At 32.4% G+C, this 13,805-nt stretch carries 13 protein-coding genes; 1 reads left to right on the forward strand and 12 read right to left on the reverse strand.

Annotated elements, in window-relative coordinates; translation table 11 throughout:
* Positions 1-11: 11 nt before the first annotated feature.
* From ACZ1GR_RS17795 to ACZ1GR_RS17805, 3 genes are read right to left on the reverse strand one after another with little or no spacing between them, the layout of a single operon-like run.
* Positions 12-1,100 carry a hypothetical protein gene (locus ACZ1GR_RS17795; RefSeq protein ID WP_472610192.1) on the reverse strand — a complete coding sequence of 363 codons (1,089 nt, stop codon included), beginning with the start codon at positions 1,098-1,100 and terminating at the stop codon, positions 12-14.
* Positions 1,093-1,734 carry a sugar transferase gene (locus ACZ1GR_RS17800; protein ID WP_472610193.1) on the reverse strand — a complete coding sequence of 214 codons (642 nt, stop codon included), beginning with the start codon at positions 1,732-1,734 and terminating at the stop codon, positions 1,093-1,095. The genes ACZ1GR_RS17795 and ACZ1GR_RS17800 overlap by 8 nt, the downstream gene beginning before the upstream one ends.
* A 10-nt stretch (positions 1,735-1,744) precedes the next feature.
* Entirely contained in the window at positions 1,745-2,815 is a 1,071-nt protein-coding gene (locus ACZ1GR_RS17805; protein WP_472610194.1) for a hypothetical protein, read from the reverse strand.
* Between the two features lie 113 nt (positions 2,816-2,928).
* Between ACZ1GR_RS17805 and ACZ1GR_RS17810 the strand changes: the two genes are divergently transcribed.
* Positions 2,929-3,765 (forward strand): formyltransferase family protein, encoded by an 837-nt coding sequence (locus ACZ1GR_RS17810; protein WP_472610195.1) that lies wholly within the window; start codon positions 2,929-2,931, stop codon positions 3,763-3,765.
* A 157-nt stretch (positions 3,766-3,922) separates the two neighbouring features.
* Here ACZ1GR_RS17810 and ACZ1GR_RS17815 read toward each other — a convergent pair whose 3' ends face one another.
* The 9 genes from ACZ1GR_RS17815 to ACZ1GR_RS17855 all read right to left on the reverse strand — a co-directional run bounded on the left by ACZ1GR_RS17815 (position 3,923) and on the right by ACZ1GR_RS17855 (position 13,776).
* Positions 3,923-5,227, reverse strand: coding sequence for a phenylacetate--CoA ligase family protein (locus ACZ1GR_RS17815; RefSeq protein WP_472610196.1), 1,305 nt, complete (start codon positions 5,225-5,227; stop codon positions 3,923-3,925).
* A gap of 123 nt (positions 5,228-5,350) precedes the next feature.
* Positions 5,351-6,217: a sugar-transfer associated ATP-grasp domain-containing protein gene (locus ACZ1GR_RS17820; protein WP_472610197.1), complete on the reverse strand. Its 867-nt coding sequence runs from the start codon at positions 6,215-6,217 to the stop codon at positions 5,351-5,353.
* Between the two features lie 358 nt (positions 6,218-6,575).
* The gene (locus tag ACZ1GR_RS17825; protein WP_472610198.1) at positions 6,576-7,781 is read right to left on the reverse strand and encodes a glycosyltransferase family 4 protein; all 1,206 of its coding nucleotides are present in this window, start codon (positions 7,779-7,781) and stop codon (positions 6,576-6,578) included.
* Entirely contained in the window at positions 7,778-8,914 is a 1,137-nt protein-coding gene (gene wecB / locus ACZ1GR_RS17830) for a non-hydrolyzing UDP-N-acetylglucosamine 2-epimerase (protein ID WP_472610199.1), read from the reverse strand. Before wecB (ACZ1GR_RS17830) ends, ACZ1GR_RS17825 begins: the two co-directional genes overlap by 4 nt.
* A 24-nt stretch (positions 8,915-8,938) precedes the next feature.
* Positions 8,939-10,075 (reverse strand): polysaccharide biosynthesis C-terminal domain-containing protein, encoded by a 1,137-nt coding sequence (locus ACZ1GR_RS17835; protein WP_472610200.1) that lies wholly within the window; start codon positions 10,073-10,075, stop codon positions 8,939-8,941.
* A 6-nt stretch (positions 10,076-10,081) separates the two neighbouring features.
* Positions 10,082-10,513 carry a hypothetical protein gene (locus tag ACZ1GR_RS17840; RefSeq protein ID WP_472610201.1) on the reverse strand — a complete coding sequence of 144 codons (432 nt, stop codon included), beginning with the start codon at positions 10,511-10,513 and terminating at the stop codon, positions 10,082-10,084.
* 1 nt (position 10,514) lies between these two features.
* Complete coding sequence (locus ACZ1GR_RS17845) at positions 10,515-11,519, reverse strand: polysaccharide biosynthesis protein (protein WP_472610202.1); 1,005 nt, start codon at positions 11,517-11,519, stop codon at positions 10,515-10,517.
* 10 nt (positions 11,520-11,529) lie between these two features.
* Positions 11,530-12,657 carry a non-hydrolyzing UDP-N-acetylglucosamine 2-epimerase gene (gene wecB, locus ACZ1GR_RS17850; protein ID WP_472610203.1) on the reverse strand — a complete coding sequence of 376 codons (1,128 nt, stop codon included), beginning with the start codon at positions 12,655-12,657 and terminating at the stop codon, positions 11,530-11,532.
* 51 nt (positions 12,658-12,708) lie between these two features.
* The gene (locus ACZ1GR_RS17855; RefSeq protein WP_472610204.1) at positions 12,709-13,776 is read right to left on the reverse strand and encodes a glycosyltransferase family protein; all 1,068 of its coding nucleotides are present in this window, start codon (positions 13,774-13,776) and stop codon (positions 12,709-12,711) included.
* Positions 13,777-13,805: the final 29 nt, after the last annotated feature.

Here is a 13,805-nt window from a genome sequence, read left to right on the forward strand (position 1 = left end):
TAAAAAATATTTTAAACGTAATGGGCGTCATGTTCTTTTAAAGATAACCCTTGAAAATCGATACCTAAGTCATTATGGGTAAGGGCATACAAGCCGGTTTCATTGGTATGTATATTTAGATATCTCTTCTTTATAAAGGCTCCAAGCTTTTCATTTTCTGTCTGCATCATTGATGAGCCAGAGTTCAAAAAACTTTCCATTATTGCATTGGCACAATATTTAAAATTTGAATCATCACAGAGAAAGTATCTTACAATATATTCTTTTGATCTTATCAGAACAGATGTGAAACCTATAGTGTTACCTTCTTTTTTTATTAAAAAGCTTAAGTTGTAGATATGTGAACTCATACTAAAGGCCAGACAGTAGCTGTTTACTTTAGTTTTTTTCTGTGTTTGCACATACTGGTTGTTGCATAGTTGCCAATTTAAATATTGCTGTGTTTTAGGAATCAAATCATCATTACAGAATTTTTGAATAAAATTCCAACTGTTGACATCAATGTAATTTAGGTATTCATAAGATATACTTTTGTGTTTCTTAATTTTAAGTCTATTAATAAAAGTGGTGTATCTAAGAGATGCCCAATCGATGGTCTTTAGAATAGGCTTAAATACATAAAGAGCCTTAACCTTATTTACAAGAATTTTAGAATCGATTTTGAATAAAATAAGGTATCTCTTTCTCGGGAATAACTCTTTAAATGGTTGCTTTTTATAAAAGTGTTGTACATCTTTTCCGACAAACTTAATGAAGACCTTATTATTTACTTCCTGAAAAGAGAGGCTCCTAGTATAGGTAGGAATAACGGAGTCTTTGAATTTATCTGCGACCCACCATCTAAGACTGAAAAAAACTTTATGGTTGGTTTCATTATATTTTACAATATCCGGAATCATTAGAATATAGGAAATCAAAATCCCAGTATCGTAAATTAGTATAGAACAAATATCATCATCTTCCATGCGTTCATTTCTGAGCAACCATTCCGCTTTACTTTTTGTAAAGGGAATATTGCCAGTTTTTTGCCAGAATCGATTAGTCTTTAAGGCATTTGCCAACGCTACTTTGCTAAGCTTGATGACTTCGAGATTATTCATTTTTAAAAGTGCCTTTGGCTATTTGTTTCTCTCTATAAATGTGAAAACTGTCTATAAATTCATCTTGATCAACTGCCACATCTGAAGAAGAAAAAACCTTTTTGACAGTTTCGACAAGAATTAGCATATCTTTTTTAAACGAAATATCTTTTACGTATTCTATATCAAATGAAAAGCGTTCTTCCCATGTCAGAAAATTTCTTCCCGATACTTGTGCTAAACCCGTAATTCCAGGTCGCACAGAATGCCTTTTACTTTCCTCTTTACTATAGTAAGGTAAATAATAGGTTCTTAAGGGACGTGGACCAATTAAACTCATATCTCCCATAATTACATTAAATAATTGTGGTATTTCATCAAGGGATGTTTTTCTAACAAACAACCCTAGCTTTGTAATTCTCTTTGCATCAGATAATAATTCACCATTACTATCTTTCTTATTGTTCATTGTTTTGAACTTAACCACTTTAAATATTTTTTCATTCTTACCTGGCCTTTCTTGAAAGAAAAAAGGATTGCCCTTAAAGTCTATCCATAGGATTATTGCAACCATAAGAAATACTGGCGATAAAACAAGAAAGATTCCCGTAGCACCTACAAAATCAAATATTCTTTTAAAAAAGTTTTGATACATAAAATAATAATTAGACTTCATTTAGAAGCCATTCATTGATGTTTGTTGAAATATACTCCATATCGTTCGACGTATATCTAAAGTCAACATGAATATTCATTAAGTACTTAAATTCACATTCTATAGTATTATTTGGCCAAAGCTCTGAAGGATAAATTGATTTACTTACCAAAAACGTTTTTAAATCATCAAAAATGGAACGAGACTTAAAGCCTAATTGAAGCCCAAAGCTTGCTTGAGATTCTTTCTTGATAATCTTAAAAAATGGTGTAATTTCAATTTTTTCATAAATATAAAGTAAGTTCTTTTTCTTGCCTGTTGTATAATCCTTAAAAAGAAAGTTATTAATAAACTTATTGTGTTCCTTTTTAACGGGTATAACTTCATGCTGTTCATGCAAATATTGTTCGGCCGTATTATAAATGCGTAGATATTGTTCTTTTTGATTTAAAGATTCGCACTTTCTTTTTAGATGCATGGCTCTTGTCATTTGTTCCCATGAGTTTGTGATAAACTCTTCTTGCTGAACAATATTACTTTCGGTAAAATCATTGATTTTAATATTGGTATTTGATTTTTCAGGTATCCAAACAATACCTCCCAAAGGAACGGGGAGTGTCTTTCTTAAAGAAGAGAAACAAAAATCGGCAGTACTATTTTTGCAACCATTGCTTAACCACCCATGAGAGTGATCCTCAATTACAATTGGACGTTTTTCCGCAGAAGGAATCTCATAGGAATATAGCCCCCAAAAATTATTTAAGATAATGACGTCGTTCGTATTTGTGTGATTTTTCCAGTCAAAACTTTTTTTAGGATCAAATGGGTCAATATGATAAAACTCAATATTGTGATATACCTGCTTTAACCAATGCGTAACATGTTGACAATAATATTTTGGAAGCCAGATAGTATCTATTTTCTTAGTTAGTGCAATAGTATCTATAAGATGTCTAATAGCATGCCTTCCTGTATAGTATAGTTGATATTGATTTAAGAAACCTTTATCTGCTTCATTGCTTAAATCCTGATGATCTATTTCATGAAAGAAAGAACCATATCCTATTAACCCAATGTTCACTAAAAAAATATTTCTTCAAAAGAAACAATAATGTTTCAATGATGAAATTAAAAAAGGTATAATGTTATAAAAAAAGGTTAAGTATCCCTTACTTTACATTAAGCAAATGTCGTATGAAAAAATTGGTGTTTATTGGTTCACGAATCCATGTTTATAATGCTGCTATTAGCATGGGGATAGAATTTTCAAAAGTATATACTTTGAAGAACAGTTTTATTGAACGACAGTTAATAAAAAGTGGTGACGATTTCATTTCGTTTACAATGGATGATAGGGCAGCGGTGTTGAAAGAATTGGTGAACTTTGATTTTGATATTTTAATTTCGAATGGATGTCCCATAATCTTTCCTGTTGAAAAGTTTGGTTCCAATAAACTACTATTAAATATTCACCCTACATACTTACCTCATCTACAGGGAAAAACACCTCTTAATGGCATATTTTATTTGGATTATAAATTTTATGGCGCTACAATGCACTTTATAGATAAGGGGATAGATACAGGAAACATTATATATCAATTAAAAGAAGATATCACGGAAGACTTAGATTTAGGATTATTATATCATTTATCTTTTAAATTAGAGGGAGAAGTTTTTAAGAAAGGTTGGAAAAAGTTGCTCGAAACTAATTTCAAGTTTGATGGATATCGACAGATAGGAAATAAATCCTATTTTAATAGAACTCCGGAAAAACAACAAATTGATTTTGAAGAAATGCCTACGGAGATTATACTAAGAAAAGTTAGAAGTTTTAATTTATTGAGCCAAGGAAGTACTGCAATTATAAATGGAATAAAACATATCATCTTTGAAGCCAGTAAGATTATTCACAGTCCACTTATAAAATCTGCTCAAGATTTTAAACCAGGAGAGGTATATTTAGAATATAACGGAAAGATTCTAATAAAGACCATAGATGGTTTAATTAGAATAGATAGATATAGATAGCAATAAAAACAATACATAGTAAGTTTTTTAATTAAAAAATCATCAACATTAATTCTTAAGATTCTACTAAACTTGCATTAATATATAAGGTTGTTAAAATTAAATTCAATATTCTTAAAATAGAACTGTCCTAGTATTTTGGCAAATAGAAAAGGTTCTACCTGGTTTTATCTAAATAATATTTATTCAATGTAAGTTTTCTTTTGCCAGAAGATAGACGAGGTATTTCATCCCGATATTCAAAATAAATATTTGCATTATTTCCCAAGTATTTCTTTAGCCTTTGTGTTACTTGCTGCTCTTTATCAAAACTGCCTTCAATATTTAATAAGACCAAATAATCTTTTTTACCTTCTTGTATAACTTGAAACTGTTTTAATTCAGGGAAGCTTTCAAGCTCATAGGCCAAATATGAGGAGGTTCTGTTTCCCATAGTATCAAATAAGACATCCATCTTTCTCCCTTCAATCCTTGTAAGAACAGGAGCATTGTTAAATTCATTTTTTGTCATATTCATCACCCCTAAATCTCCGGTATCATATCTAATCATGGGCATACAATAATTAAACAAGTCGGTTATTACAATTCTTCCAAGCTCTCCATATTTAGCAGGCTTATTGCTACCTATTTCAAGAATCTCTATAAAGTAACTCGCCCAATTAATATGAAAGTCATTTCCAAAACCAGGTAATTGCTGGGCTAAGATTCCATTTTCCACATTGCTGTATCTAGAAAGAACATCTGTTTTAAAAAGAACCTCCAATTCTCTTTTTGTTTTTGGATTTAAAGCTTCAGCTATTGCGATAATTGAGGATACAGATGATTTTAGTTTTAACTCTCTTTTTTTTGAATAAGTGCATAGCTCTTTGTATGCAGACGAATAACCAATTAATGCAACTGATTTTCTTTTTTTAGAGAGTTCATCTATCAACTTGCTCACGTATTGATTATTGAGGTCCGAAACATCAATAGGGATAATGTTTTGAATCGACTTAGCCAGAATACTTTTTGAATTTGTAGTATCCCACTTTCTAAAATAGTACAAAGGTTGCCCTAAAGCATATCCTCCTTTTTGACCAAAAAATAAAGTGTCAGCAGTATTACGTTTTTTTTTTATTATATCTTGATTTACTTGAAATGGTGTTCCAGTAGATCCGCTGGTTTTGACCTGGATGATTGGATTTGAAAAACCCTGTTGTGCTTGAAAATTATCGAAATTAGCTCTTAGAATATTTTTATCAATTACTGGAAAGTCACCAAGGGAAGTATAGCTCCTGTAATCTGAATAAAAAATGGTAGTATTTGAAGAATGCTTAAGAATATTGGTAAGATGTTCCTTGCGACGGTCTATAGATTCATTACTGTCATAATTCTCTATAATCGATTTAATGTCGTTAAGGTGCTTTTTTATGCCACCTCCTTTTAACTTATCTATTGCCCAGAATGCTTTTTGTCTAATCATTTTTAATTAAATTAAATGCAACACCTCTACGGTTTAATACTGGGGGAACTTTATAAAAGTATTTATGTCATTTCAAAAACTATATTAGTTTTAGAACTCAATTTTTATCATAGAAATTTATCATTATTTTTTGATATTAGTTAGTATTTCTTTGAAAAGAGGATGTTTAATGTATCCCTTGTAGCCTATTTCTCCCATTAGGATATAAGGTTCGTTATTGCCTTCTATTACAATAGGTCCCTTCTCGGTAACGGCAATATCCCAACCGGTCAATCTATTGGGGATACAGTTAGAAAGCTCAACACATAATTCCTTGGCCTCTTTCGCAAAAGGCACTTCGAATCCCTCGAAAATAAAATGAGTATCTGGATGTATTTCATATTTATCGCCCCCATATATCATTGCTTGAAAACCGTTCTTGGAAAGTTTATATGTTTTTGAATCTATTGGAATAAAAAAGCCGCCAGAAGAAATATTATCTACAGTACTCCCTCTTGCCCCAACCCTCATTGTAATACTAAATGCATGAGACACATTTTTGTTATCAATGTAGGTGTCAATACGTAAGGTGTTTACACTGTTAGGATATATTTTTGAAATTTTGGGATGCTGGATAATTGCTTCTTGAAAAATCGCACCACTTTTTAATATTGTATCCCCAATTAAACTTATTTGTTTATCTAGATTATTATAATTCAACATAAATACACCTTTTCCACCATAATCGGAAAGGGTTTTAACAAACAACTTTTCTTGACCAGAGTTTTTTAATAAGTCCCTAAAAAAGATTGTCACATCTTTATGAGAGTTCATTATTTGTCTAGTATCCTTATAGAAGAATCTGTTTCCAAGGTTATAACCAAAAAGCTTAGGAATTGGAATATTATTGTTATTACAAAAAAAAGCGAATGAGAGTTTATTCTGTAATATATCAATATACTCTTTTTGATTATGCTCTTCTAGTTGAATTATGGTAAAATATTCGTGCATATCAAGGTAATCTCGATGATTTTTGATATTTTTTCTATATAAGAACCTGCCGAAATAGTGTAAAGGAAATCTTTTCTTTAAAAACCATAATTCAAACACCTCTTTGAATATTTGTAAAAAAGGCTTTTTGTCTTTATCGTTAAGAAATACCCTAATCCTCTTAAAAAAACTACTGAAATTGATAAGAAACAGATTGGCTTTGGTTATTGTAATATATTGAAATTACGCGATTTTCTCCTTAACAATTAGTTTAATGGATATAATTGTAAAAAAAGTAGTTGAAGTGTGACATTAAGAAATATTATTTTGCTAAAAGTTCTAAATGAATCAATCATAATGACACTTTTTAAGCAAAACCTTATATATTTTGGCATATTGTATGATATGCTATTTCTGGAGTTAGATGAGTAACCATATACTCATAACCGTTCTGCCCCATTTCAGCTCTTAATTCTTTACTTTCATATAATTTCAGAAGATTTCTTTTAAGCGCTTTGATGTCACCGGCCGGTGACCAAAAACCACATCCTATATCTTCTTGTATTCTGCCAAAATCAGTATTGGTGTCTACGGATGCCAGTACTGGCTTTTTAAAACAATAATAGGAGTTTACTTTTGAAGGGTAGTTGGGAATTGTAAAGTCTTGGTTCAACGATATCAAACCAATATCGGCGATACTTAATAACCTATTGTACTCTTTTCTAGGCACACTATCTTTGAGTACTACATTTTTTAAGTTTAATTGCGAAACCATTTTCTCAATTTTACTTTTTTCTGTCCCTTTACCAATAATAAAGAACACAAGACCATTTATATCTTGGCATTCTTTGGCAAGCATAATTATATTTTCTAAACGCTGCGGTAAACCAATATTTCCACCAAAAATCGCAACCACTTTATTTGCCAAACCATGCTTTTCTTTCAATATCTGTGGGTCAAAGTTTTCCTCAATTTTATAGACATTATCCCAATTGGTCAATAGATGCAGTTTATTAAAATCCAAATAGGGGTTGTGCTGTTTTACAAAATCAACATTCGCCGGTGACATGCAACCAATACTATCTGCGTTTTTGTATAAACGCACTTCCATTTTTCTAAAGTATTTATAGATAATACTGGTTTTACTCATCATTTTTAAATCAACGGCATTTTGAGGAAAAATATCTCGTAATATTAAGTACAATTTTCCCCTAGATTTCTTTTTCATCCATAAGGCAACGTTAATTAAGGTAATGGGTGGGGTTGGCATTAAAATCAAATCAAAATCTGAACTGATGTTATGCTTTTTCAGCGCTCTTTTATATTGAAGCGGTAAGAGAAGGTTGGAAAGCCCTTTTTCTATTATACCACCACCAAATAGGCTTAAAGTGGGTACACGCAAGATTTTCATTCCACTTTCAACTACAATTTCTGACTTTTTAGAAGAATCATCCCTAAACGGACCTATAACCAAGACTTCATGTCCTTTTTTAAGAAAAGTGTGCATTAAGTCTGTATAAAGATGCGTTGTCTTTGCTACATTAGGAAAACTAAGAGCTAAAAAAAGAACTTTTTTTATTTTCATGATTTTGACCAGACTGTTCTATTGATATAATCTACATATGACAATATAATTCGCACAACTTTTTCGCTTACATTTGGCATAGAATAGTCCGCTACGGGTCTAAATGTTCTATTTGGATTTCTTTCCTGTACCTCTAAAGCGGTTAATGCCTGTAGTATTCGTTCAGGATTTAAACCTACCATCATAACAGACGCTTCTTCCATTGCTTCTGGTCTTTCATGGGCTTCCCTTATGTTTAAAGCATGAAAATTAAGAATGGAAGATTCTTCTGAAATTGTTCCACTATCAGATAATACAGCATAGGAATGATATTGCAGCGCATTATAATCTGAAAACCCCAAAGGTTTTAAAAACTGTACGTTTTTATGTGCCTTTATTTTTTTTGCATCCAACATATTCCTGGTTCTTGGGTGTGTAGAAACAATAACAGGGTAGTTGTATTTTTCGGCAATAAGATTTAGAGAAGTAATTAGTCCTTCAAAGTTTTTCGGATTACTAATGTTTTCTTCTCTATGGGAAGAGATTACAAAGAATTTTTGTTTTTCAAGCTTTAGTTTATCTAGAACATCTGATTGCTCTATTTTTAATTTGAATTTATTCAAAACTTCGAACATCGGACTTCCCGTTTTGATAACACGATCAGGTGAAAGACCCTCACGCAAAAGATATTCTCTCGCTATGTCACTATATGTTAAGTTGATATCTGCTACATGGTCAACGATTTTCCTATTGGTCTCTTCAGGAACACGTTGATCAAAACATCTATTGCCCGCTTCCATGTGAAACACAGGAATCTTTCTTTTCTTTGCGGGTATAGCGCAAAGGCACGAATTGGTGTCTCCTAGCACTAAAAAAGCATCTGGATTTTTTTCTTCTAAGACTGGATCAATCTTGATAAGAATGTTACCGACAGTTTCCGTAGCATTTTTTCCAGCTGCGTTCAAAAAAACATCCGGTTTTCTAATTCCTAAATCGTCAAAGAAAATTTCATTTAACTCATAGTCATAGTTTTGTCCGGTATGGACTAAAGTATGATCTATTGCTTTATTTGCATCTAATGCATTTAAAACACAAGCCAAACGAATAATTTCTGGTCGTGTTCCTACTACGGTAAGTACTTTAAGTTTTTTCAAAAGATTAATTTTTGAGATTTAGTTTCAAACATTTTCAAAATAAGTGTCAGCATCTTCAGGATTATAAGGTTCATTAATCCAAAAAAGGGTTATTAATTCTTCTTCTCCAACATTTTTTATATTGTGGGTGTGCCAAATAGGCATATCTACGTAAGCTGGTTCACTGCCATCGAGATAATAATCGATGACATCATTAGTACCGATTTTTCTTAGTTGTATCAATGCTTTTCCACTGATTACAGCAAAGCGTTCCGCCTTTCTGGTATGAAAGTGGTTCCCTCTAGTTATGTCCGGAACTGTTGTTGAGAAAGAAAACTGCCCACTAGTTTCTGTTCGAGCAATTTCAACAAAACTACCTCGATTATCGGTATGTTTTGTATACTTAACAGGATAATGATTTGCGGGCACATAACACCTGAAGGTATTGAACAGCGCTTTTTCAAATGATTTTTCAAGACATGGAAAAATACCTTTCTCCATGTAATCGGATTTATACCTTTTTAAAATACTTAAAATCTGAGAGACTTTTACATACGTATTAGGTTCTATAGCTAATTCAAAACAATTTTGTTCAATAGCTACAACTTTAGTGGTACCCTTTAGTGTGTTTACAAAATGTTGGATTAAATCATTGATGTATATAAGACCAACTTCACCATCATTTATAATTGTAGGTTCTTCATTATGTGCTATTTTATGACAGAATGTGGCAACAACAGAATTATAGTTTGGCTTACTGAATGGACCAAAGACATTGGGTATGGTTAATGAGGTTGCTTTTCCACCTTTATTTTTTGCCCAATTAAATAGAATGGATTTTCCTTCTTTTTTTGATTTTCCATAAAGATTATCCCGCTCTTCTTGCGAAGAAGATGAAAAAATAATGTGTGGCTTAGAGTTAGAACTCTCACAGGCCTTGACAAGATCGTTAACTAAAGCGATATTGGTGTCATAAATTACTTGTGGATCCTCATGTCTATTCATAGCGGCCAAATGAACTATGATATCACAATCTTTAACAAAGCCTTCGAGTTGTTTTTGATTTTTAAAGTAAGACCTTTCAAAGGGAATTAATGAAATATTTTCTTTTAAGGCTAACGTATTATATAGATGATAACCTACGAAACCTGCTTGCCCAGTTACTCCTACTTTTATCTTCATTAAATCTTATTTTAATTTCCAATCTCCATTCCAAAAGTCAGGAGAATATCTAAAATCATCTTTTTTTGATTGTTCTGTAGTAAAATTTGAAAATACTAAAAGTTTAGAATCTTTTTCGGCAGCTTTTATTCCAGAGGCATATCCTCCAGAGATTTGAAGCACCTTTGGTTTAGCACTATCCAATACTATTTTCTTAGGCTCGATTGTTTTTGATGGTTTTTCAAAATTAGATACAGAAACTAGGTTTATGATAAATTTTCCATGGGTACAGTAAAACCATTTTTGTTCTTCTTGATGTCCCTGCCATGCTCTAATAATATCTACGCTAGCTGGGTTAATCTCATACATTCTAACAATTGAATTCATTTTAAAGGTATTGAAGAACTTGATTGTTCCTCTAGAATCGGTAAAATCATCTCCCTCAATTAATGAACGCATATTAAATTAATTCCTTTATGTAATCAAGATTCAACAATGTCTTTTTTAATTCATCATTGCTTAACTGTTCTGTATTATGCGAATGATAATCTTCTATTTCACTTACATCTGTTTCACCTTCAGAGAAGTAGCGGCTGTAATTTAAGTCCCTATTGTCTGCTGGAATTCTATAAAAATCTCCCATGTCTTCGGCCTTTTGCATTTCTTCGCGAGTACAAAGGGTTTCATAAAGTTTTTCACCGTGTCTTGTTCCTATAACTTTGATATCGTTATTAGCGTTGAAAATTTCTTTTATCGCTTGTGCTAAGTCTCCAATAGTACTTGCAGGAGCTTTGTTCACAAACAAATCACCTTGATTACCATGTTTAAAGGCAAAAAGCACCAAATCTACAGCGTCTTCTAATGACATTAAAAAACGGGTCATTTTAGGGTCGGTAACGGTTAGAGGTGTTTTTTCCTCTATTTGCTTTACAAAAAGTGGTATCACAGAACCTCTAGAGGCCATTACGTTACCATATCTGGTCAAGCAAACTATGGTATTGTCGTCATGAATGTTTCTTGAAGCGGCTACAGCAACCTTTTCCATAAGCGCTTTACTGATTCCCATTGCATTTATAGGGTAGGCAGCCTTATCAGTACTTAGGCAGATAATGCGTTTGACATTGTTGGCTACAGCGGCATCGATTGTATTTTGCGTACCAAAAACGTTCGTTTTGGCAGCTTCTATTGGAAAGAATTCACAAGAAGGTACTTGTTTTAAGGCAGCTGCATGAAAAACGTAATCTACACCACGCATCGCTTTATCAATACTGGCGTAGTCCCTTACATCCCCTATATAAAACTTTACTTTTTCATTCTTTAACCGATTTCGCATATCGTCTTGCTTTTTCTCATCTCTAGAGAAAATACGTATTTCTTTGATATCCGTTTCTAAGAACCGGTTTAAAACCGCATTACCAAAAGATCCGGTACCTCCGGTTATAAGTAGTATTTTATTTTTGAACATCTATAGTATTTTAATAATTAATTAAAGCCTCCATATAAGAAACAATTCTTTGGCTAGCACTACCATCACCGTAAGGATTATGGAGCTTGCTCATTTTTTCATATTGAGCGATATCATTAAGCAGCGTGAAGGTATTTTCCACTATTTTTTCTTTGTCGGTACCCACTAGAATAACAGTTCCTGCATCTACCGCTTCAGGCCTTTCTGTAGTATTTCGCATAACCAAAACAGGTTTCCCTAAACTTGGCGCCTCTTCTTGTACACCACCGCTATCAGTAATGACCAGGTAGCACCTATTCATTAACCAAACAAATTCTGGATACGCCAAAGGATCAATTAGTTTTACGTTTTCTAAATTACCTAGTAGCTCGTAAACAGGTTTTTGAACTTTTGGGTTTAGATGCACGGGATAAACAATCTCAACATCTTTATGAGTTTCAGCAACTGTTTTTAAAGCACTGCAAATGTTAATAAACCCTTGGCCATGATTTTCTCTTCTATGACCAGTGACCAGAATCAGTTTCTTGCTATCGTCTATTTTATCTTTTAATTTATTCAGTTCTGGACTATCCATTCCATTTACTTTATCAACACTGTCAAAAAGAGCATCAATTACAGTATTTCCAGTGATAAGAATATTTTCTTGGTCAACTCCCTCATTCGTTAGATTAGTATGGGAAGTTTGTGTAGGGGCAAAATGATAATCTGCTACCCTTCCTGTTATTGTTCGATTTATTTCTTCAGGAAATGGCGCATACTTATTAAACGTACGCAAACCTGCTTCAACGTGACATACTTTTGCCCCTGAATAAAATGCAGCTATACTTGCCCCCATTGTAGTTGTTGTATCTCCGTGGACATAAACATAATCTGGCTTGTATTCTTCTAAAACTTCCTGTAAACCAGTAATGATGGCAGCGGTCAATCCATATAGGTTTTGACCTGGTTTCATTAGATTCAAATCATACTCTGGGGTAATGCCAAAAAAGTCTAAAACTTGATCCAACATTTCGCGATGTTGTGCTGTTACACATACTTTAGTTTCAAACTTGGAAGAATCATCGAAAGCTTTTACCAAAGGTGCCATTTTTATAGCTTCAGGCCTGGTGCCAAAAATTATTAGATTTTTCTTTTTCAATACTATTTTTTTATTGAGTTTATTAATTGAATCCTTTACCTAGCTCTCTTGTTAGTAATTAAACTGCGATTTATCTAGTTGTTTTATATTTTCATGGGTTGCGAGTATGTCATCAATACTCAATTTGCTGAAGAAATCTTCAATGGTATTCTCGGTTATATCGCAAACCCAACCCATATTTAATTCTAATGCCCTTTCTCCCACATAAGTGTTAGTAGCGCAGAGAATGGGCATGTTAAAAAAGCCGGATTCATAAAATTTGTTGGGCATTGCTACCCTCTCATTAGCTAAAAGATTATTGTAAACAACAAAGTTGATATTGTTCTGCTCGTAAATACCTTGCAAATCGTCAGGATTTTTAAAAGCTCCGTTAAAGGTAATATTATCATACGCTTTAGCATGAGATTTCATTTTTTCGACGATTTCAGAAAATCCATCCCCGTAAAAATTAAGCTCTAAATTCTTGTTTTTCTTCACAACATTAAGCAGGTTGTTGATAATGTCGCTGTATCTAAAGGCACCAACATAAGCGATCCTTATTTTATCTTTTTTTAATTCATTCAATGGAAATACCCTACCATAGGTAGCCAATTTATTTTCGGTCAATATAAGTTGGTTCTCAGGTACATAATTTTTATAATAACTGTTGTAAAACCCTTTGGAGGTCATTAATACTTTATTAGAATATTTTGCTAGTAACTGATCAATTTTTCCAAAAATTCTTTTAAGGTTTTTGGGGTAATATAACCAAGCAATGTCGCTAATGACATATTCAACATACTTGTTTAGAATAAATACACACAACATTCGTAAATCCAGACCTACTACATATAGATGCTTTTTCTTTAAGCCATGTTTTATATAAATCAGCACCAAGAGTTTTAGATAAGCAAAAAGCCTGTTCCAGTATTTTTTATCTTCAAAAGTACCTACTATCTTATATTGGATGTTTTCATGACCATCCAATATCCTATAATTCTCTACAGCATGAATTTTTCTTGTAAAACCATAAACAAATACCCTATCAAATTCTTTTGATTTATCTAAAATAATCTTAAGAATTCTAGGCTGCTCAAAAGCCTGGATTAAAAAAATTAGTTCTTTTTGGTCTAATGCCATTTTTAATCTGGTTTTATGATTTCTTTAAT

It is taken from the genome of Croceitalea sp. W27 (assembly GCF_055693185.1).

Bases quoted from the DNA above. Each gene is read 5' to 3' on its own strand.
- ACZ1GR_RS17795 (WP_472610192.1), bottom strand. From the start codon at position 1,100: ATGAATAATCTCGAAGTCATCAAGCTTAGCAAAGTAGCGTTGGCAAAT.
- ACZ1GR_RS17800 (WP_472610193.1), bottom strand. From the start codon at position 1,734: ATGTATCAAAACTTTTTTAAAAGAATATTTGATTTTGTAGGTGCTACG.
- ACZ1GR_RS17810 (WP_472610195.1), top strand. From the start codon at position 2,929: ATGAAAAAATTGGTGTTTATTGGTTCACGAATCCATGTTTATAATGCT.
- ACZ1GR_RS17815 (WP_472610196.1), bottom strand. From the start codon at position 5,227: ATGATTAGACAAAAAGCATTCTGGGCAATAGATAAGTTAAAAGGAGGT.
- ACZ1GR_RS17820 (WP_472610197.1), bottom strand. From the start codon at position 6,217: ATGCACGAATATTTTACCATAATTCAACTAGAAGAGCATAATCAAAAA.
- ACZ1GR_RS17825 (WP_472610198.1), bottom strand. From the start codon at position 7,781: ATGAAAATAAAAAAAGTTCTTTTTTTAGCTCTTAGTTTTCCTAATGTA.
- ACZ1GR_RS17835 (WP_472610200.1), bottom strand. From the start codon at position 10,075: ATGAAGATAAAAGTAGGAGTAACTGGGCAAGCAGGTTTCGTAGGTTAT.
- ACZ1GR_RS17840 (WP_472610201.1), bottom strand. From the start codon at position 10,513: ATGCGTTCATTAATTGAGGGAGATGATTTTACCGATTCTAGAGGAACA.
- ACZ1GR_RS17845 (WP_472610202.1), bottom strand. From the start codon at position 11,519: ATGTTCAAAAATAAAATACTACTTATAACCGGAGGTACCGGATCTTTT.
- ACZ1GR_RS17855 (WP_472610204.1), bottom strand. From the start codon at position 13,776: ATGGCATTAGACCAAAAAGAACTAATTTTTTTAATCCAGGCTTTTGAG.